Source organism: Hyphomicrobium facile (assembly GCF_900116175.1).
GTDB lineage: Bacteria > Pseudomonadota > Alphaproteobacteria > Rhizobiales > Hyphomicrobiaceae > Hyphomicrobium_B > Hyphomicrobium_B facile.
In genome coordinates this window covers 916,413-935,043 of the sequence record NZ_FPCH01000001.1, presented here as the reverse complement: position 1 = coordinate 935,043, position 18,631 = coordinate 916,413, and the positions used below count along the sequence as shown (strand labels likewise).

General features: G+C 61.7%; 15 protein-coding genes and 1 riboswitch. Of the genes, 12 read left to right on the top strand and 3 right to left on the bottom strand.

The genetic code is table 11. From position 1 onward, the window contains the following. The first annotated feature begins 60 nt into the window (after positions 1-60). The 3 genes from BM399_RS04510 (at position 61) to BM399_RS04500 (ending at position 3,239) form a co-directional block, all read left to right on the top strand. Entirely contained in the window at positions 61-777 is a 717-nt protein-coding gene (locus BM399_RS04510) for a TonB family protein (RefSeq protein WP_244531065.1), read from the top strand. Positions 778-1,522: 745 nt separating this feature from the next. Continuing rightward, positions 1,523-2,173 (top strand): hypothetical protein, encoded by a 651-nt coding sequence (locus BM399_RS04505; protein ID WP_092864746.1) that lies wholly within the window; start codon positions 1,523-1,525, stop codon positions 2,171-2,173. A gap of 163 nt (positions 2,174-2,336) precedes the next feature. After that, positions 2,337-3,239: a restriction endonuclease gene (locus tag BM399_RS04500; RefSeq protein WP_092864743.1), complete on the top strand. Its 903-nt coding sequence runs from the start codon at positions 2,337-2,339 to the stop codon at positions 3,237-3,239. 3 nt (positions 3,240-3,242) lie between these two features. Here BM399_RS04500 and BM399_RS04495 read toward each other — a convergent pair whose 3' ends face one another. Then, on the bottom strand, positions 3,243-3,881 hold the full coding sequence (locus BM399_RS04495) for a DUF1285 domain-containing protein (protein WP_092864740.1): 639 nt from the start codon (positions 3,879-3,881) through the stop codon (positions 3,243-3,245). 188 nt (positions 3,882-4,069) lie between these two features. Between BM399_RS04495 and BM399_RS04490 the strand changes: the two genes are divergently transcribed. The 6 genes from BM399_RS04490 (at position 4,070) to BM399_RS04465 (ending at position 13,656) form a co-directional block, all read left to right on the top strand. After that, complete coding sequence (locus tag BM399_RS04490) at positions 4,070-5,068, top strand: AAA family ATPase (protein WP_092866336.1); 999 nt, start codon at positions 4,070-4,072, stop codon at positions 5,066-5,068. Between the two features lie 8 nt (positions 5,069-5,076). Continuing rightward, positions 5,077-6,075: a DUF58 domain-containing protein gene (locus tag BM399_RS04485; protein WP_092864738.1), complete on the top strand. Its 999-nt coding sequence runs from the start codon at positions 5,077-5,079 to the stop codon at positions 6,073-6,075. Then, the gene (locus BM399_RS04480) at positions 6,072-9,044 is read left to right on the top strand and encodes a DUF4159 domain-containing protein (RefSeq protein ID WP_092864735.1); all 2,973 of its coding nucleotides are present in this window, start codon (positions 6,072-6,074) and stop codon (positions 9,042-9,044) included. Before BM399_RS04485 ends, BM399_RS04480 begins: the two co-directional genes overlap by 4 nt. Positions 9,045-9,055: 11 nt before the next feature. Beyond that, positions 9,056-11,197 carry a hypothetical protein gene (locus BM399_RS04475; RefSeq protein ID WP_092864732.1) on the top strand — a complete coding sequence of 714 codons (2,142 nt, stop codon included), beginning with the start codon at positions 9,056-9,058 and terminating at the stop codon, positions 11,195-11,197. Between the two features lie 30 nt (positions 11,198-11,227). Then, a complete protein-coding gene (locus tag BM399_RS04470; protein WP_092866333.1) occupies positions 11,228-12,010 on the top strand; it encodes an NAD(P)-binding domain-containing protein in 783 nt (260 codons plus the stop codon). An 86-nt stretch (positions 12,011-12,096) separates the two neighbouring features. Then, positions 12,097-13,656: a DUF4332 domain-containing protein gene (locus tag BM399_RS04465; protein ID WP_092864730.1), complete on the top strand. Its 1,560-nt coding sequence runs from the start codon at positions 12,097-12,099 to the stop codon at positions 13,654-13,656. A gap of 33 nt (positions 13,657-13,689) precedes the next feature. On the opposite strand, the gene BM399_RS21065 is transcribed toward BM399_RS04465, so the two are convergent. Beyond that, positions 13,690-13,863 (bottom strand): hypothetical protein, encoded by a 174-nt coding sequence (locus BM399_RS21065; RefSeq protein WP_177228039.1) that lies wholly within the window; start codon positions 13,861-13,863, stop codon positions 13,690-13,692. 592 nt (positions 13,864-14,455) lie between these two features. Next, positions 14,456-14,566: riboswitch (TPP riboswitch) on the top strand. Positions 14,567-14,678: 112 nt separating this feature from the next. Between BM399_RS21065 and thiC the strand changes: the two genes are divergently transcribed. Continuing rightward, positions 14,679-16,715: a phosphomethylpyrimidine synthase ThiC gene (gene thiC, locus BM399_RS04455; protein WP_244531064.1), complete on the top strand. Its 2,037-nt coding sequence runs from the start codon at positions 14,679-14,681 to the stop codon at positions 16,713-16,715. Between the two features lie 41 nt (positions 16,716-16,756). On the opposite strand, the gene BM399_RS04450 is transcribed toward thiC, so the two are convergent. Continuing rightward, positions 16,757-16,975, bottom strand: a complete 219-nt coding sequence (locus tag BM399_RS04450; protein ID WP_092864724.1) for a hypothetical protein — start codon at positions 16,973-16,975, stop codon at positions 16,757-16,759. 339 nt (positions 16,976-17,314) lie between these two features. Here BM399_RS04450 and BM399_RS04445 point away from each other — a divergent pair, with 339 nt between their 5' ends. Both BM399_RS04445 and BM399_RS04440 read left to right on the top strand, forming a co-directional pair. Then, positions 17,315-17,749: a hypothetical protein gene (locus BM399_RS04445; protein WP_244531063.1), complete on the top strand. Its 435-nt coding sequence runs from the start codon at positions 17,315-17,317 to the stop codon at positions 17,747-17,749. Positions 17,750-17,808: 59 nt separating this feature from the next. Beyond that, entirely contained in the window at positions 17,809-18,093 is a 285-nt protein-coding gene (locus BM399_RS04440; RefSeq protein ID WP_092866323.1) for a hypothetical protein, read from the top strand. Positions 18,094-18,631: the final 538 nt, after the last annotated feature.

Here is an 18,631-nt window from a genome sequence, read left to right as displayed (position 1 = left end):
CGGGCACAGTTTACAGCAGATTACGTCAGAATGAGCCGGCTGCGATTAATCGCAATATCGATGTCTGTGCTGATCCACGCCTCGATCGGCAGCTTAATGCTGGCTTCGTCGCGAAAATCCATCGCAGATGCGCTCGACCTCGGGCAAGGGATCGACGTTGTGCTTGTCGAGCAAGGCATCGCGACCGAGGGACTTGTAAAGCTCGGCGACGCGATGCAGACGATCGAACCGGCCCAAATCTTGCCGCCTCAACCTCCGCCCCAACCGGATGAGGTAAAGCCAGACGAGTTGCGCAACGTCATTGCTTCGGATGCGAGCAGTGTCGAGGCAATCGTGGGCGAGACGCAAGAACGGCCGGCGCCTCCCCAGCCGGATGTCGCGCAGGCCAAGGAACAGCAGCCCCCGCAGGCTGCGGTCTCCACTGAGCAAAGTTCCGGCCCAGCGAAGACAGGCGCAGATGCGAAAGCGGTCGGTCTTTACCTCGGTCAGATCCAAAAGCACGTTGAGCGCGCGAAAGTGAGCCCCCCGTCGCGGCGGTCTGGAGCTGTCGTCATGCGCTTTGTAATCGGTCTCGACGGCAAGCTCTTGTCGCGAGAGGTCGTATCAGGCTCGGGCTTCAAAATACTCGACGATGCCGCCGCAGCCGCACTCGACCGGGCTGCGCCTTTTCCTCCAATCCCGCCAAAGGTCAGCCTGAGCCCCATCACCCTCACGCAGCAATTCACATTCGAGGCGATGCTTGTGAAGGGAAAACCACCGCGCTCACGCAGGGAATAGACCCTGTCCACAAGCTTGCGTTTCGCTAAGGGCAGAGGCGATAGACATGCGCATCCATCCGGCTCCGCGAAGCGGACCCGGTTGCACAAAACAACAAAGGGACGGGGCGACGCGGCCTCGCTCTTTGCAGTTGGATTGGGGATGCGGACCGATGCCGCCCCGCGCATGCCAACTCTCCGCCTCGGCTCCGGCCCTTGCGTCCGGCGCCTCTCGTATGAGTGCGAATCGCTGTGAGGCGATCCCTGAGCCGTCGAACCCGCCATCCGCCCCCGCATCTCCTTTCGAGCGGCGTTTCACTGCGCTGCCTCCTGAGAGGCCCGCGCGCAGCAGGCAGCGAACCCGCGGCATACCGATTTCTCCGCGCGACCCCGCATGCTCTTCACCACACACGTCTCGCGGCACGAGCTCATGCCCTTTGTCAGCGTGGCAAGATGCGGAGAACTATGCGGGCACGGACGAGAGCGGGGATAAGTTTTTTTGACCCCGTCATCCCGAAACGCAGTTAAGGCGGCACTGCTTCCCCACCATCATCCCGGCGAAGGCCGGGATCCAGGCAACGCGCAGCGCAGGGCGGATTGACGGTGTTTATTTTCGGTCACTCGGAGCAACGGGGCGCATTATTGTTCGGTGGACAAGTGTTTGCGACAGGTATTCCAAATACGGCGATCGACAACTTATTTGTTATAGCGTCCTAAACATTTCATCCATTGAGACACAGACTGCAGACAAGATCGTATCGAAAGACATGACGGTTCCGACAAAGTATCTGAACAACTACCTTCCGGCGAAGTATTTCTTGTCGTCTTACCGAGCGCTTTCTGACGGCCGCCGCGGCATCCGGCATCTCGATGAGCAGCTCACCTCCGCAAAGTTCTTCCTCCATGAATGGAAGATAATATGGATTGGGACTTGCACCATACTCAGGACAGCAATTGATCTTTTTCGGGCCGATCAACAATCATGCCTGCCTAAACAGATCAGAGATGAAATAGCGGCCGAATGGAACTTGATTAGGGTTCAACAAAATGAGCACGCCATATTCTGGGATTTCCTCAGAAAAGAGAGAGACAATATCCTACACCAATACGAGTGGGGCGCCTACGAAGCTTGGATGAAGCCCGATGGAACGTTTCGCGCCCCCAACTTGTCGCTCCTTACTCTGGATGAGGATGGTGCTCGTCCCATACTATTAATGAAGGGGGGACCATTTGAGGGTCGCAACTCACTCGATCTGCTCAAGGAAGGTGCCGACTGGGTGGAGGCGCGCATCTTCAGCGCAATTCGCCGAGCCGGATTAGACCCAGATGAGGAACGTGGCTTGGTTCATTTTCGTCCACGACCGAACCTCCCCGGTAGCATACTAGGCACTATACTAGACGAAGATACAGGTTCTTAGTATTGCGGACGCCCAAATCGGCCATCAGCTTTGTCTACTGGCAAATTTGGGTTCCGTCTCCCGCGATGCATGCTGGTTTTATCTTGAAAGCCCACATCGGCGGCCTATGAACGACAGAATCAACTAGATTGCGCGCAGGAAATGGACGGCAAGGAATTGGCTGATGGCGGAAATTACGCGTAAACGAACGGGGGAATTACTTCGCAAGCTTTTTGAAATATTGATAACGGCGCCTGAAGGATTGCCGGCTCGGCAAGCCCTCGACCGTCTCGCTGATAGCATTCAACTCACGGATTATGAGGCGGGAATGTATGACTCCGGCAGTCGGAGGTTTGACAAGATCGTCCGCTTTGCAACCGTCGACTGCGTGAAAGCCGGCTGGCTCTTAAAGCATAAGGGCAATTGGTCTTTAACCGATGCTGGGCTGGGCGCATATAGGGAGCTGCCAGACCCAGAAGCCTTCTATAAAGAAGCCGTTCGCCTGTATCGCATGTGGAAAAAGAACCAATCGAGCGCGGCGAATGACACTGATGAATTTTCTTCGGATGTCCTCGATGATGCGGTCGACAAATCATCGAGCATCACTTTCGAGCAAGCGGAGGAACAGGCTTGGACGGAGATCGAGTCTCACGTCGGATTAATGGATCCTTATGAATTTCAAAGGCTCGTCGCTGATTTACTGAAAGCAATGGGTTATTACGCATCGTGGATTGCACCACCTGGCAAGGATGGTGGGTTGGATATAGTGGCGTATCCGGATCCGCTTGGCACACGACCACCGCGAATAAAGGTGCAGGTAAAGCGCCAACAGCAACGTATAAACGCCGACGGCGTCCGCGCCTTCGTATCTTTGGTCAATGAAGATGACGCAGGATTGTTCGTGGCTGTCGGCGGATTTACGCGTGATGCCGAGGATTTTGCGCGGATGCAAGAGCGGCGTAAGATCACTCTCATCGATCTCGAGCGGCTTGTTGATTTATGGACGGAATTCTATCCCAAACTGACCGACCTCGCTCGCGAGCGTCTACCCCTCACTCCCATCTACTTCCTGGCCCCAAATACCTAGCGCTCACCCCATCCCCCACCACTTCCCCCCACTCCACACACCAACCTCTTCCCCACCACCGTCACCCGCCTCCGCAAGCTGCACCAACTCCGCATAAACCGCACGCGTACAGAGCGCTTCCAGTCTCCCACGCACACGCACATACGGCTTCAATCCACCATCAGGCCCTGACGGCTGGAACCGCAGCGGATGCTCCGCATCCACCGTCACCACATCGTCGACGTTCGTTCGAAGCGTAATCGTCCGCGCGCGGCCCTCGCCTTCCGCCGCCATCTCGACGGCGAGGAACGGCGCATCCTCCACCTCGACGTCGACCTTCTCAGCGGGCGTCACGAGATAGGTGCGGCCGTCGTCGTCCTTCCGCAGGATCGAGGCGAAGAGCTTCACGAGCGCGATGCGACCGATCGGACTGCCCTGATACATCCAGGTGCCGTCACGGCGGATCTTCATGCCGATGTCGCCGCAGTAGGGCGGGTTCCACTTTTCCACAGGTCTGACGGTCTTCTCCCCGCCCGGCCCCCCGCCTTGAGTTGTGCCCTCGGAAGCGGCCCGCAGCAGCGCTTCGAGGCCCGATGACGGCTGCGACGGATGTGCATCAGACTCGACGTTCAGACGGCTAACTTCCGATTTTTCATTCGCCATTTACGTTCCGCGCAATCGCGGGCCTCAAAGAGTGCAACATCCTAACGTAACGTTCACTTGACCCTATGAGGGCCGGGCAGGATCGTCTAGGTTCACGCCACCGCCGGGAACGCCATTCCTCGGCCGTTGTTTCCCAAGGCGTTTTTGCCACCAAGAATGAAAAGAAGCTGCCGCACGAGGCCTCCCTTATGAGCACTGTCGTCGAAACTCACACCGATATCGTGCCGCGGCTCGAAGCCGCCGCCGAACGCGTGCAGCGCGCGCACAAGGCGGCCGCATCCGTCATCTTCGGACAGGATCAGGTGATCGAGCGCACGCTCATCACGATCCTCTCAGGCGGACACGCGCTGCTCATCGGCGTTCCGGGCCTCGCGAAAACGCTGCTCGTCGAAACGCTCGGCAAGGTGCTGGGGCTCGACGCCAAGCGCATTCAGTTCACGCCCGACCTGATGCCGTCCGATATCATCGGCTCCGAAGTGCTGGAGGACGAGCCCGGCCGCGGCCGCTCGTTCCGCTTCATCAAGGGTCCGATCTTCACGCAGCTACTGATGGCGGACGAAATCAACCGCGCGTCTCCGAAGACGCAGTCGGCGCTGCTGCAGGCGATGCAGGAGCATCACGTCACCGTCGCCGGCCAGCGCCACGATACGCCCGCGCCGTTCCACGTGCTCGCGACCCAGAACCCGCTCGAACAGGAAGGCACGTACCCGCTTCCCGAAGCGCAGCTCGACCGGTTTCTTCTGCAGGTCGACGTCTCGTATCCCGATCTCGCCGCCGAGCGCCGCATGCTCTACGCAACGACCGGCACCGAAACGCCGAAGCTCGAAGCCGTCATCTCCGCGCAGGAGCTGATGGCGACCCAGCGCCTCGTCCGCCAGATCCCTGTGCCGGACAAGGTCGTCGAAGCGATCCTGAAACTCGTGCGCTCCGCCCGTCCGGGCACCGGCGCCAACAGCGACACCGACCGCTTCGTCGCCTGGGGCCCAGGCCCCCGCGCCAGCCAGGCGCTGATGCTCGCGGTCCGCGCGAAAGCGCTCATCGATGGCCGCCTCGCGCCGTCCGTCGATGACGTCGTCGCGCTCGCCGAGCCGATCCTGAAGCACCGCATGGCGCTGACGTTCGCCGCGCGCGCCGAAGGCGAAGACCTCACTCATATCATCGCGCGTCTCGCAGCGGCCGTGGAGTAGGTGCACGCATGGCGAGCCCACTAGGGCGGACAAGCGGCGGAAGCCAAGGCCCAACCGCGGAAAGCCGGCGCGTTCTGGGGCTTGAGCGCGAAGCCGTCTCGCTGGTCGATCGCATGCCCGAGTTGCTTATGGAAGCGGCGCGCATCGCCTCGACCGTCGCGCAAGGCATCCACGGGCGCAGGCGCGCAGGCCCCGGCGAGACGTTCTGGCAGTTCCGGCAATATCAATCCGGCGAGAACGCGAGCCTCGTCGACTGGCGGCGCTCCGCGGGCTCCGATCATCTCTACGTTCGCGAACGCGAATGGGAAGCGGCGCACACGCTCTATCTCTGGCCCGATGTCTCGCCGTCGATGGACTTCAAAAGCCATCTGTCGAACGTGACGAAGCGCGACCGCGCGCTTGTGCTTGCGCTCGCCTCGGCCGAACTTCTGGTGCGCGGCGGCGAACGCGTCGCCCTTCTCGCGCAGACGCTGCCCACCGCGAACCGCAACGCCGTGACGCGCATCGCCGAGACGATCATCGTCAACGCCAAATCGGATCTGACGCAGAAAAGCCTGCCGCCGAATGCCGGTCTCAATCGCTTTTCCGGCCTGATCCTGTTCAGCGATTTTCTCGCCCCCGTGCACGCGATCCGCGAGCGCCTCGAAGGCTACGCCGGTAACGGCGTCGGCGGCCATCTCGTACAAGTCATCGATCCGGCGGAAGAAACGCTGCCCTATCAAGGCCGCACGGAATTCACGACGCCATCGGGCGCCCAACGCTGGGTCGCCGACCGCGCCGAAACGCTGCGTGAGAAGTATCAAGAGCGGTTCGCCGCCCATCGCGCCGAACTCGCCGAGATGGCGAAGCGGTTCGGCTGGTCGCTTCTCACGCATCACACCGACCGTCCGGCTTCCGAACCTCTGCTGTCGCTACTGATGCGGCTCAACGGCTCGGCGACGGGCTATCGCTGGATGTCGTCGAGCTCGGATGCAGTTTCGACCCAAACCAAGGAGCGCGCTCGATGAGCCTCGGCCCGCTCGCGTTCCTCAATCCATGGCTGCTTGCGGCCCTCGTCACGCTGCCCGTCATCTATTGGCTGCTGCGTGCCGTCCCACCGCGCCCGACGCAAGTCGAATTTCCGCCGACGCGCATACTCGTCGGCCTCGAGAACGATGAGAAGACCGCCGAGAAAACGCCGTGGTGGCTGACGCTCATTCGCCTCATCGCCGCAACGCTCGTCATCCTCGCGCTCGCCGAACCCATTCTCAATCCGTCGAAGGGATCGAACCTCGGCGGCACCGGCCCCGTCGTCGCATTCGTCGATAACGGCTGGGCGGCAGCGTCCCGCTGGCCGGAACGCGCGAACATGCTCGAGCGCGTCATCGGCGAAGCCGAAAGCGGCGGACGACCCGTCGTCATCGTTCCGACCGCTGCGACGAGCAAACTCCACAGCGTCAAGATCGAGCCGCCGGGCGAAGCCCGCAGCACGGCAGCCGCACTGGCGCCCGAACCCTTCGACCCCGATCGCGAAGCCGCATTCACCGCCTTGCAATCGGCGCTGTCGGAAGCAGGCGTCAAGAACCCCAGCATCGTCTGGCTGCACGACGGCATCGACCACAAATCCGAGGTCGGCGACGTTGCGAAGAAACTCCAAGACCTGTCGGGCAACGGCACCTTCGCCGTGCTCGACGAAACGAACGGCCGCGAGGCCTTAGGCCTCGTCGCAATCCTCGCCGAAAAGGGCAAGCTCGAAGCCGTCGTCCTGTCGCCCGGAGGGCCCGCACGCGAGGGCACCGTCAACGCGTTTTCCGCGCGCGGCGAACGTCTCGGCGAAGCGCCGTTCAGTCTCGCGTCCGGAGCGACATCCACGAAGGCAACGTTCGAACTGCCGCTCGAATTGCGCAATCAGGTCGCCCGCATCGAAATCGCGAGTGAACGGTCGGCGGGCGCCGTAAGCCTCATCGATGCCATGACGCAATGGCACCGCGTCGGTCTTCTGTCAGGCGAAAGCCGAGAAGAGGCGCAGCCGCTGTTGGCGCCGCTCTACTATGTCCAAAAGGCGTTGAAGCCCTACGCCGATGTCGTCGTCACGAAGGATTCAAACCTCGTTCAGGGTCTCGATTCCGTTCTGAAGCAGAACGTCTCTGTGCTCGTGCTCGCCGACATCGGCACGCTCGCGGGCGAAGCCGCAGAAAAGGTCGCCGACTTTGTCGACCGCGGCGGCCTGCTCGTTCGCTTCGCGGGACCAAGACTTGAAAAGGCCGGCGACGATCTCCTCCCCGTCGCGCTGCGCTCGGGAGGCCGATCGCTCGGCGGCGCCTTGTCGTGGTCGTCGCCGCAACCGCTCGCGCCGTTCGATGAGAGCAGCCCGTTCTCCGGTCTCGCAATTCCAAAGGACGTGACGATCAACCGTCAGGTTCTCGCGGACCCCGCCGAACTCACGCCGGACGTCGAGATCTGGGCGCGGCTCAAGGACGGAACACCGCTCGTCACGTCGGCGAAACGCGGCAAGGGCCGATTGGTGCTCTTCCACGTGACCGCGAATTCCGATTGGTCCAATCTTCCGATCTCCGGCTTGTTCGTCGAAATGCTTCGCCGTCTTTCCACCATGGGCGTGGTTGGCGCATCGGCTTCCGGACAAGGCGACGGCACGAAGGTCGAGAACAGCGATGCGGCGGCGAAGCCGCGCAACGACGCCGGCTCCCTTGCACCGCTGAAAACGCTCAACGGCCTCGGCACGCTCGTATCACCCCCGCCCACCGCGGAGCCGCTGAAATCATCGGAACTGCAATCGGCAAAACCGAGCTTCGAGCATCCGCCGGGCTACTATGGCCAGTCGGCAAGTCCGCGCGCACTCAATGTGCTCAACGCAAAAAGTGCGCTCGTACCCTTCCCGTCGCTGCCGGCAGGCGTCACGCGGTTGAGCTATGACAACGCGGCAAGCACGGCGCTGAAACCTGCATTGCTCTCGGCCGCACTCATGCTTCTCTTCCTGGATATCCTCGCCGTGATGCTGCTGCAGGCTGGCGGCATCCGCGGGCTGTTCTCACGCCGTCCGCGACACTCGACAACAGCCGGTGCTGCCGCGCTTGCATTCGCCGTACTTGCATTTGCAGGCGCAGGCGATGGCAAAGCCCAGGACATCCAGCCGAATTTCCAGGACATACCGCAGCTCGACAACTTCGCACCGATGCAGCCGCAGCAGTCGGGGCCGGACGTCGTGCGCCGCGCGCCGACTCCCGCCGACAAAGCCGCAATCGATGCGACCAGCAAGGTCACCCTCGCGTATGTGACGAGCGGCGACCGCGAAACGGATGAAACGAGCCGCGCCGGCTTGCAGGGCCTCGGCCGCGTTCTTCAGACCCGAACCGCCGTCGAACCAGGCGAACCCGCCGCCGTCGACATCACCAAGGATGAGATCGCCTTCTATCCGATCCTCTATTGGCCGGTGCTCGAATCCGCCGAAGCCCTTCCCGACACGACGATCGCCAAGATCGACGCCTACATGAAGGAAGGCGGCCTGATCATATTCGATACGCGGGACTACGGTCAGGGCGGCGCCAATACGTTGCCGCTCGCGGGACGCGGAGGGACAGCCCTGCAGCGGCTCTTGAGCAAGCTCGACGTGCCGCGTCTGGAACCCGTTCCCGAGAACCACGTCGTGACGAAGTCGTTCTATCTGTTGCGCACGTTCCCGGGACGTTGGGATGGCGGCCAGCTCTGGGTTGAAGCCATTTCGAACAACGACACCGATACGCACAAGGCGCGCGTCTCCGACGGCGTCACGTCCATCATGATCACATCGAACGATCTTGCAGCCGCCTGGGCGCTCGACGATCGCGGCCGCCCGATGTACCCGGTCGTACCCGGCGGCGAGATGCAGCGCGAAATGGCGTTCCGCGGCGGCATTAACATCGTCATGCACGCGCTGACAGGCAACTACAAAGCCGATCAGGTTCACGTACCCGCTCTCCTCGAGAGACTGGGGCAATAGAGGCATAACTTTTGAACTGGTCGATCACATTCGCCCCGCTGCTTCCGACGCCGGTCCTCATCGGCCTGACGGTGCTGGCTGTCGCGCTGATCGTGGCGCTGCTGTTCCGCCGATCGCGCGGAGCCTTCATTCGCGCCGCAGCGCTCGCGGCGCTCATTGGCGCGCTGTTCAATCCGATCCTCAAGGAAGAGCAGCGCGAAAGCCTCGCCAACGTCGCGATTGTGGTTCTCGACGAAAGCCCGAGCCAGAAACTTGCCGACCGCAGCAAGCAAATGGAGGCGATCCGCTCCGACCTGGAGACGAAGTTCGCAAAAATCCCGAACCTCAATATCAAGTGGGTCACGGGCGGCGTTCCCTCCGAGACCGCGCCGCCTGGAACGAACCTCTTCACCGATCTCAACGCCGCGCTGAACGACACCGCGCCCGACCGCATCGCAGGAGTCGTTTTCGTAACCGACGGTCAGGTGCATGATGTTCCGAAGTCGGCCGCGGCGCTCGGCTTCGACGCGCCGGTTCACACCCTGTTGACAGGCAAGCCCGACGAGTTCGACCGGCGTATCGAAGTCATCGAGGCGCCACGCTATGGCCTTGTCGGACAATCGCGCGAGATTGAGGTCGCCGTGCGCGAGACGGGACACGCGCCGTCCGCGAATTCAGGCGCCGCAACGTTGAAGGTCCGGCGCGAGGGCCAGCCCGACGAGACGGTGCGCACCGAAATCAATCGCAACGTCAAAATCGACATGCCGATCCCGCACACCGGGACGAACATCGTCGAGATCGAGCTTCAACCCGTCGAAGGCGAGTTGACGACCGCCAACAACCGCGCCGTCGTCGCAGCCGAAGGCGTTCGCGAAAATCTCCGTGTGCTGCTCGTATCCGGCGAACCCCATCCCGGCGAGCGCACGTGGCGCAACCTTCTGAAATCCGACGCGGCCGTCGATCTCGTGCATTTCACGATTTTGCGTCCGCCTGAAAAGCAGGACGGGACGCCGATCAATCAGCTTTCGCTGATCGCGTTCCCGACGCGCGAACTCTTCTCGGAAAAGATCAACGAGTTCGACCTGATCATCTTCGATCGCTACGAGCACCGCGGCATCCTGCAGTTGCTCTACTACGACAACATCGCCCGCTACGTGAACGATCACGGTGGCGCGCTTCTCATTGCGGCCGGTGACGATTACGCGAGCCCCTACAGCATCTATAAGACGCCGCTCGCGCCCGTGCTCCCGGCTCCGCCGACCGGCCGTGTCCTCGAAATGCCGTTCAAGGCGAAGGTGACGCCCGACGGACAGAAACATCCCGTCACGAAAGACCTGCCCGGCTGGAACGCGGCTCAGGTGGCCGATGCGTCGCCCGAACCGACGTGGGGAAAATGGTACCGCCAGGCTGAGGTGACGCCCCAGCGCGGCCGCGTCGTCATGAACGGCGCCGAGGACAAGCCTCTCCTCATCCTCGATCGCAAGGGCAAAGGCCGTGTCGCGCTTTTGACGTCCGATCACGCGTGGCTGTGGGCCCGCGGTTACGATGGTGGCGGACCGCACACCGATCTTCTCCGGCGTCTCTCGCATTGGTTGATGAAGGAGCCCGACCTCGAGGAAGAGCGGCTCATCGCGTCGGCCAAAGGCCTGAAGCTGACGATCGAGCGCCACTCGATGGAAGACAAGGTCGGCCCCGTCAAGATTCTCGGCCCCGGCGGCGATACCTCGAACGTCACGCTCGACGCCGTGCCGGTCGAAGCGGGCGTGTGGCGCTCGGCCATCGATGTGAAGCTTCCCGGACTCTATAAAATTGAAACCGATGGTCCCGATGGCGAGCTGACGGCGGTCGCCAACGCCGGCGTCGAAGACCCGCGCGAAATGAGCGAAGTGACGGCAACTGATCAGAAAATGAAGCCGATCGCCGATGCGACGGGCGGCGGCGTTTTCTGGACAAAGCCGACGAGCGTGCTCGCGACTGCAACCGATATCGACGTGCCGCGTATCTCAATGATGTCGGCTGCAAAGGTGATGGCAGGTTCCGGCTGGCTTGGCCTCAAGGACCGCCAGGCCTATCTGACCCGCGGCGTCAAGCTGACACCGATGTTTACGGGCCTGGCAGCGCTTTCGGCTCTGCTTGCCCTGATCGCGTTGGCTTGGTGGCGTGAGGGAAGATAGCGATAAGCAATAGCGATGGGGCACGACACAATGGGTCAAGCTCTGAACAATCGGCCGGTCGGCGTTATCGGCAATGACGAATTCGGCGCGGCAATCGCCGAGCGCATCGCCGGTTGCCGCCTCCCTGTCATGTACGCTGCGCTGTCCGGCTCCCCGCCGGTCGCCTACGGCGAGATGCTCGAACCGGCGAGCGAGTCGAGTATCGCCATGCGATGCCCGATCGTGCTTGCCGCCATCGAAGACACCGAGACGTTCCGCCGGCTCCTCGTGGGCGACGGCGGGAAGGCCGTTGCAGGCGGACTGCAGCCGGGATCCGTGCTCGTCGATCTTGGCGCCCGCACGCCGCGCGAATTTCAAACGCTGTTCGAACTCCTGGAGCCGCGAAACGTCGCGTTGGTCGACGCTGCATTGATCAGCGCCCCCGAGGCGACGCTGCACGGCCACGCGAAAATACTTCTCGGCGGCGACCTCGCTTCGGTCGAAATCGCGGAGAGCATTCTGGCGCTCCTCGGTAACGTCGAACGCACCGGCCCGCTCGGCAGTGCGCACGCCGCGGCCGCGCTGATGGGCTACATCGAAGCCGCACAATCCGTCGCCCGCGAAGAAGCGCTCGCTCTCGGTGCGGCTTGCGGACTGACGCCTGAGACGCTGAAACGCGTCCTCTCCGACGAAACGACGCCGCGCGAGCTGAACGTCGTGCAGCTCGCCCGCCGCGCGGCCCTCGCCCGCAGGATCGCCCGCGACCGCCGCGGCAGCGCCGATATCATCAACCTCGCGGCCGAAAAGCACGCACGAAACCGCGAAAATCGTTGATGACCTGCAACTCGGGGACCGAATCAATCGAGCGGGGAACGCGACTCACGTAGACATCGGGAGCGGTTGCTCACCCTGAGGCTCCCATGTCCCTGCTCTTCCGAATTGTCTACGCCACGCACGCGAATGGCACCCATCATAAGCTGGCGCTCGACGCGCTCGAAGCCATGGCGCGCGACGACAGCGAAGAATGGACGCGCCTATTCCTGAAGCACGTCGATCGCTACCTCGAGGGCTCCAAAGCCCCCGACGTGACGTTCAAGGATTTCAAGAACCACGTCCTGCACGTCTCCGAGAACTATTGGGGCGGCGCGCTGGAGAAAACGAACGAATGGTACGGCCGCACCGTCTTTGAACTCAAAGCCGGTAACTGGCCCGAAGCCGTCTACGCCGCAGGCGTTCTGAGCCACTACTTCACCGATCCCGTCATGCCGTTTCACACCGGCCAGACCGAAGCCGAAAATGCCATTCATCGCGCCGCTGAATGGAGCATCAATCGCTCTTACAATACGCTCCGCGCGCTCGGCGAAAAACGCTACCCGAACCCGGACGTTCGCGTTCCCGCCGGTCCGCGCTGGCTCTCCGAATTCGTGTGCAATAGCGCCGAGTTCTCGCATCGCTATTACGAAAAGCTCATCGCCCACTACGACATCCACAAGGGCGCGACACGGCCGGAAGAAGGCCTCGACGACATCGGCAAGAACATCGTCGCCGAGCTTTTGATCTACGCGTCGGCAAGTTTCGGCAAGGTTCTCGATCGCGCCATCACCGAAGCGAACGTGCTGGTGCCCGAAGTGACACTGACGTCGGAAACGTTCCTCAGCTTCACCGAGATCCCGCAGAAGTTCATCGAGAAAAGGCTGTCGAACGCCGAAGACAGAAAGCTCGTCAGCGCCATCTATGACGAACTCCGCGCGACCGGTACCGTCCGGCATTCCCTGTCGGAAGACGACAAGACCATTCGCGAGCTTCACTACAACGAGGTTTTGGCGCCTAAACTCGCCGAGCGGAACGAAGAACGCGCGGCCCGCATCGAAGGCCGCGACGATACCCCGCTCGAACTCGCCGTTGCCAAATCGGCCGTGTCACTCGCGCAAATCTCCGAGCAGCCACCCGCGCTGCCCGAAGCGCCGCCGCCAAGACCGCGCGCCGAGACAATGTCGGCACATCAGAAGCCGGCGCCCGCACAGAGGCAATGGGACGAGCGCACGATCCAAGCGAAAACGTACCTGATGCCGGATGACGATCTTGAGGCCGCGCCGTCCATCGGACCGAAGACCGCCGATCGCATCGCGGCAATCGGCGTGTACAGCGTCGGAGATTTCCTCGCCCAAGATCCGGAGGCGCTCGCGGAGCTTTTGAACGATCCCCATCTCGACGCCGAAACGCTTCTCGAGTGGCAGGATCAGGCAAGGCTCGTGATGGCCGTGCCCGGCCTCAGAGGCACGCACGCGCAATTGCTCGTCGGCGCGGGCTACAGGACGGCACAGGCCGTCGCCGAAGCCGATCCCGTCGCGCTTTCCGCCAACGTACTGCGGTTCGTCACGACGTCCGCCGGCAAGCGCGTATTGCGCGAAGGCCGCCCGCCCGACATCGAGAAGATCAAGGGCTGGGTTGCAGTCGCCAAGCAAGCCATCGCGGCCTAGCCTCGCCTATTCAAGGCGCGCCGGTTTTTCTCGTCATCCCGGCGAAAGGCCGGGATCGATCCAGGCTGGATACTCGCAATCGACGACCGGCTTCCTCCAGAAGGTCGATGCCAACCTCAAAGCCGCGATGGCGAAGACGGCATAGGCGAAAGCCTCAGCTGCAAGCCGGGCAACGCCTTGGTGGTGACGGTCGGTGCTTTTCCTCACCACTTGTCATCCCGGCCGGAGCGCAGCGCAGAACCGGGACCCAGGGCCGCGACGAAGGTGGGTCCCGGGTCTCGCAAAATGCTCACCCGGGATGACAATAGTGTTCACTGAAACAAACTCCGTCATCCCGGCGAAGGCCGGGATCCATCCAGGCCGATGGCAACCCGTAGACCCTACACACGTGAGCGCCCTCGTTCTTAGCTCCGGCAGCTTGGACAGATCCCCGCCTGCGCGGGGATGACGTTCTGGGAATTGATGCGTTCAATTTGATATCCGTCTCCATACCCGTCATCCCGGCGAAGGCCGGGATCCATCCAGGCCGATGGCAATCCACTCTTGCTTGGACGGATCCCCGCCTGCGCGGGGATGACGTTCAGGGAATTGATGCCTTCAATTTGATATCCGTCTCCATACCCGTCATCCCGGCGAAGGCCGGGATCCATCCAGGCCGATGGCAATCCGTAGGACCTACACACGTGAGCGCCCTCGTTCTTAGCTCCGGCAGCTTGGGCGGATCCCGGCCTTCGCGGGGATGACGGCGGTAATTGTCCCGCCAGGCTTGCAAACGTCGGCCAATGGAGTCACGGTGGTCTCGTTTTCCGAGGGGCGCCGGTAATCCGGCTGAGATCGCGTATAGGAAGCGCGAGCACCCTTCGAACCTGATCCGGGTTATGCCGGCGAAGGGACGGAGCACACAGTGGCACGACGCCACCAATCCGCACCTTTCCGGGCAACGCATTTGTCCGCACGCGTTTTTTGCGTGCCATCGCCCAGCCACGTCCTTCCAAGGCGTGGCGGAGAGGAGCAAAACTGCCATGAATAAAGTCACACGCGCCGCCGATATTCAAACGCCGAAAGTGACCGTCGGACCGCATCGGGCTTCCACGAAAGTCTATTCGTCACCTCAGGGTCACGACGACATCCGCGTGCCGTTCCGCGAGATCGCGCTGACCGACCCGGCAGAGCCAGCGTTCCGCGTGTATGACCCGTCGGGCCCCTACACCGATCCGGCTGCCGTTATCGACGTCGAAAAAGGCCTGCCGCGCATGCGCGATGCGTGGAACGCCGGACGCGTTGGAATAGAGACTTACGACGGCCGGACCGTGAAGCCCGAGGATAACGGCAACGTCTCGGGCGCCCATGCCGCGCGGGTCTTCCCAACGGTTCATCGCCCAATGCGCGCCACTTCTCCCCGTGAGATCGGGGCGGATGGCTTGCCTTCTTCTCCCCTCCCCTCAACGGGGAGGGGTCGGGGGTGGGGTGACGACCAAAGCGGAAACGCCGAGGCATCACGCCAGCCCTTTATCCCCACCCCTAACCCCTCCCCGCAAGGGGGAGGGGAATTGCAGCCGCTCACCCAATTCGAATGCGCCCGCGCTGGCATCATCACCAAGGAAATGATCTACGTCGCGCATCGCGAAAACCTCGGTCGCGAAGCCGTCCTGGCGCGCGCGAAAGACGCTCTGGCGGATGGCGAAAGCTTCGGCACCGAACTTCCCGAGCACATCACGCCCGAATTCGTCCGCAGCGAAATCGCCCGCGGCCGCGCTATCATTCCGTCGAACATCAATCACGGCGAACTCGAGCCGATGATCATCGGCCGCAACTTCCTCGTGAAGATCAACGCCAACATCGGCAACTCGGCCGTCACGTCGTCGGTCGAGGAAGAAGTCGAGAAAATGGTGTGGGCCATCCGCTGGGGCGCCGACACCGTGATGGATCTCTCGACAGGCCGCAACATTCACACGACGCGCGAATGGATCATCCGCAACAGCCCCGTGCCGATCGGCACCGTGCCGATCTATCAGGCGCTCGAAAAATGCGGCGGCGATCCAGTCCAGCTGACGTGGGAACTCTATCGAGACACCCTCATCGAGCAATGCGAGCAAGGCGTGGATTACTTCACGATCCACGCGGGCGTCAGGCTGCCATTCGTCCCGCTCACCGCCAACCGCGTGACGGGCATCGTCTCGCGCGGCGGCTCGATCATGGCCAAGTGGTGCCTCGCCCATCACAAGGAAAGCTTCCTCTACGAGCGCTTCGACGAGATCTGCGATCTGATGCGCAAGTATGACGTGTCGTTCTCGCTGGGCGACGGCTTGCGGCCAGGCTCCATCGCCGACGCCAACGATCGCGCCCAATTTGCCGAACTCGAAACGCTCGGCGAGCTGACGAAGATCGCTTGGGACAAAGGCTGCCAGGTGATGATCGAAGGCCCCGGCCACGTGCCGATGCACAAGATCAAGGTCAACATGGAGAAGCAGCTGAAGGCCTGCGGCGAAGCCCCGTTCTATACATTGGGACCGCTGACGACCGACATCGCGCCGGGCTACGATCACATCACGTCAGGCATCGGCGCTGCCATGATCGGCTGGTTCGGAACATCGATGCTTTGCTACGTGACGCCGAAGGAGCACCTCGGGCTGCCGAACCGCGACGACGTCAAGACGGGCGTCATCACCTACAAGATCGCAGCGCACGCGGCCGATCTCGCCAAGGGGCATCCGGCGGCGCAACTCCGCGACGACGCGCTCTCGCGCGCCCGTTTCGATTTCCGCTGGGAAGATCAGTTCAATCTCTCGCTCGATCCCGATACCGCCGTCGCCTTCCACGACGAGACGCTGCCGAAGGACGCTCACAAGGTCGCGCACTTCTGCTCGATGTGCGGACCGAAGTTCTGCTCGATGAAGATCACGCAGGACGTCCGCGATTACGCCGCGACCCTGAACGATAAGGAACTCGGCATGGCCGAGATGAGCGAGAAGTTCAAGGCGATGGGAAACGAGGTTTATCTCGATGCCGAGGAAGTAAGAAAGCAGACAACAGCTCGCGTGCCGCCGGTTAGGAACTGAACTCTATCGATGCACGAACGAGCTGATGCTGCTTCAGATGCTTAGGCCGCGACCGACGTCATGCGCTCAACGGTTGCCGCAAAATGTCCGCACCAGTCGCTCTTTTCGACAACGGGCCAAGCAGCACGCGTATTGGCGGACGCTGTTTGGGGAAGGGGCGGATTGAACCGGCACAATCCGGTATCCTTTTCCTTATGCTTTGCCGCACCACCCATATGGGTGTCGTAGAATTGGCAGTTCGCACAGGCGCAAGTGGTCATTGGACAACTCCTTATGACTAAACATGCCCCGGACGGAGTTATAATCACGGGCAAGACACATTGAAATAGCGCAGCGCACCATTGCGGGGCGCGGAGCGAGACATCTTTCGCGCGCCAAGCACGCCGGCCCTTTGTTCTGGTGTTCTGGGCATAACGCATAAAAAGCCGGGCAAATGCCCGGCTTTTCCAAATCCGTTTATCGCATCTCGCGACGGCTATTTGCCGAGCGAAGCGACGGCCAGACCGCCCGTTGCGTAGAGGAGCGAATGATCGAAGGCGTAGCCGATCCGTACCCGAAGCCGACGCTTGCCCGTTTTGCCGCATCAAAGCATAACGGGCATGCGCAAAAAATCGGGGGGACCGATGGGCTTCAAGGGATACCAACTCGGCGAACTGCTTGGGATCGTGTTGCTGCTCGGGGCGACGGCAACGCAAATGTTTTATCTCGACCCATTGAAGCGCCAGATCGAATGGCGGCTTGCGACCTTCAGCATTCAGCAATCGGCGCAAGTGCAGATCAAGGCGGTTCACGACAATCAAATCGCTCTCCTGCAGACGTTGAACGCCCCCGCCGACAGGATCAAGGAAGCCGAAGCGGAACGCGAGAAAATCCTCGAGCGGTTCAAGACGTCTGACGCCGATATCTCTGATTACATGTTCGAGAAGGAAGGCGTTGAAGACAATCTTCAACTCGTCGTCCTCGCCCTCTTCGCGCTCGGAACGCTTCTCGCAGGCTTTGGGCGAGCCATGGAAATGCGAAGGCACAGCGATTGACCGCACGCCACGCAGAAACACGCGCCGACCGCTGCAAACTTCAGCTCAATGGATGTCCCATGCTGGCCTTTCGAACCTTCCTGGCGGTCGACATCGCCGCGCTCGTTCTCGCGCTCTACTTCTTCGTCGTCGGCATCGCCGACGGCTCAGTATCGTCCTTCAACATCCTGCTTTGGCTGGGCGTGCTCGGCGGCATTAGCGCGATCATCGCCGTGGGCTACACCCTGAAGACCAATGAACGCCGCGGGCCAGCGAATGCGGTGCTGGCAGTTCTCGCCCTTCCGGCAATCGCCGCCGCGCTATTCGTCGTCACGCTGCTTATCGCTCAGCCGCGATGGAACTAGAGAACGCCGCAGCGGTGACAGTATCGTCGCATGCCCCTTTTCAAAGCCTGCAAACAGTGCCAGCTTATCTTGATCTTTCAACAACCGAGAGGAGGTGATCCGATGTCGAGTGGGATCTTGAGGCGGACGATGTCGTGGTCGCTCAGGCTTGCATCCGGAACTCTCCTGGAGCGCATCTGAGACCTAAGCGGTAGACATTGCACTCCGCTCACAACGATGATCTCACGGGGCCGCTCTTTCGGGAGCGGCCCTTTCTTTTTGCCAGAAACAGTCTGAAGCGCTCGATGGTGAGCCTATCCACAGCATTATGCGCTGCACACTGATAAATCATTGAGTTGTATCCAAGACGCCACACCTGCCCGAATTCAGAGCAAGATGATTCGTTTTATCTGGAAGAAGCGCCGCGCCTCACATAGCCTTGCGTCAAGTGGGCAGCCGATCGGGGGATCGACTGGGGGATGGGTTTAGTCCCACTTGATGCCGGAAACGCTACACGCCGATCATCAGCGTCGGCCGTAGCGAACGCCCAAGGATAAGC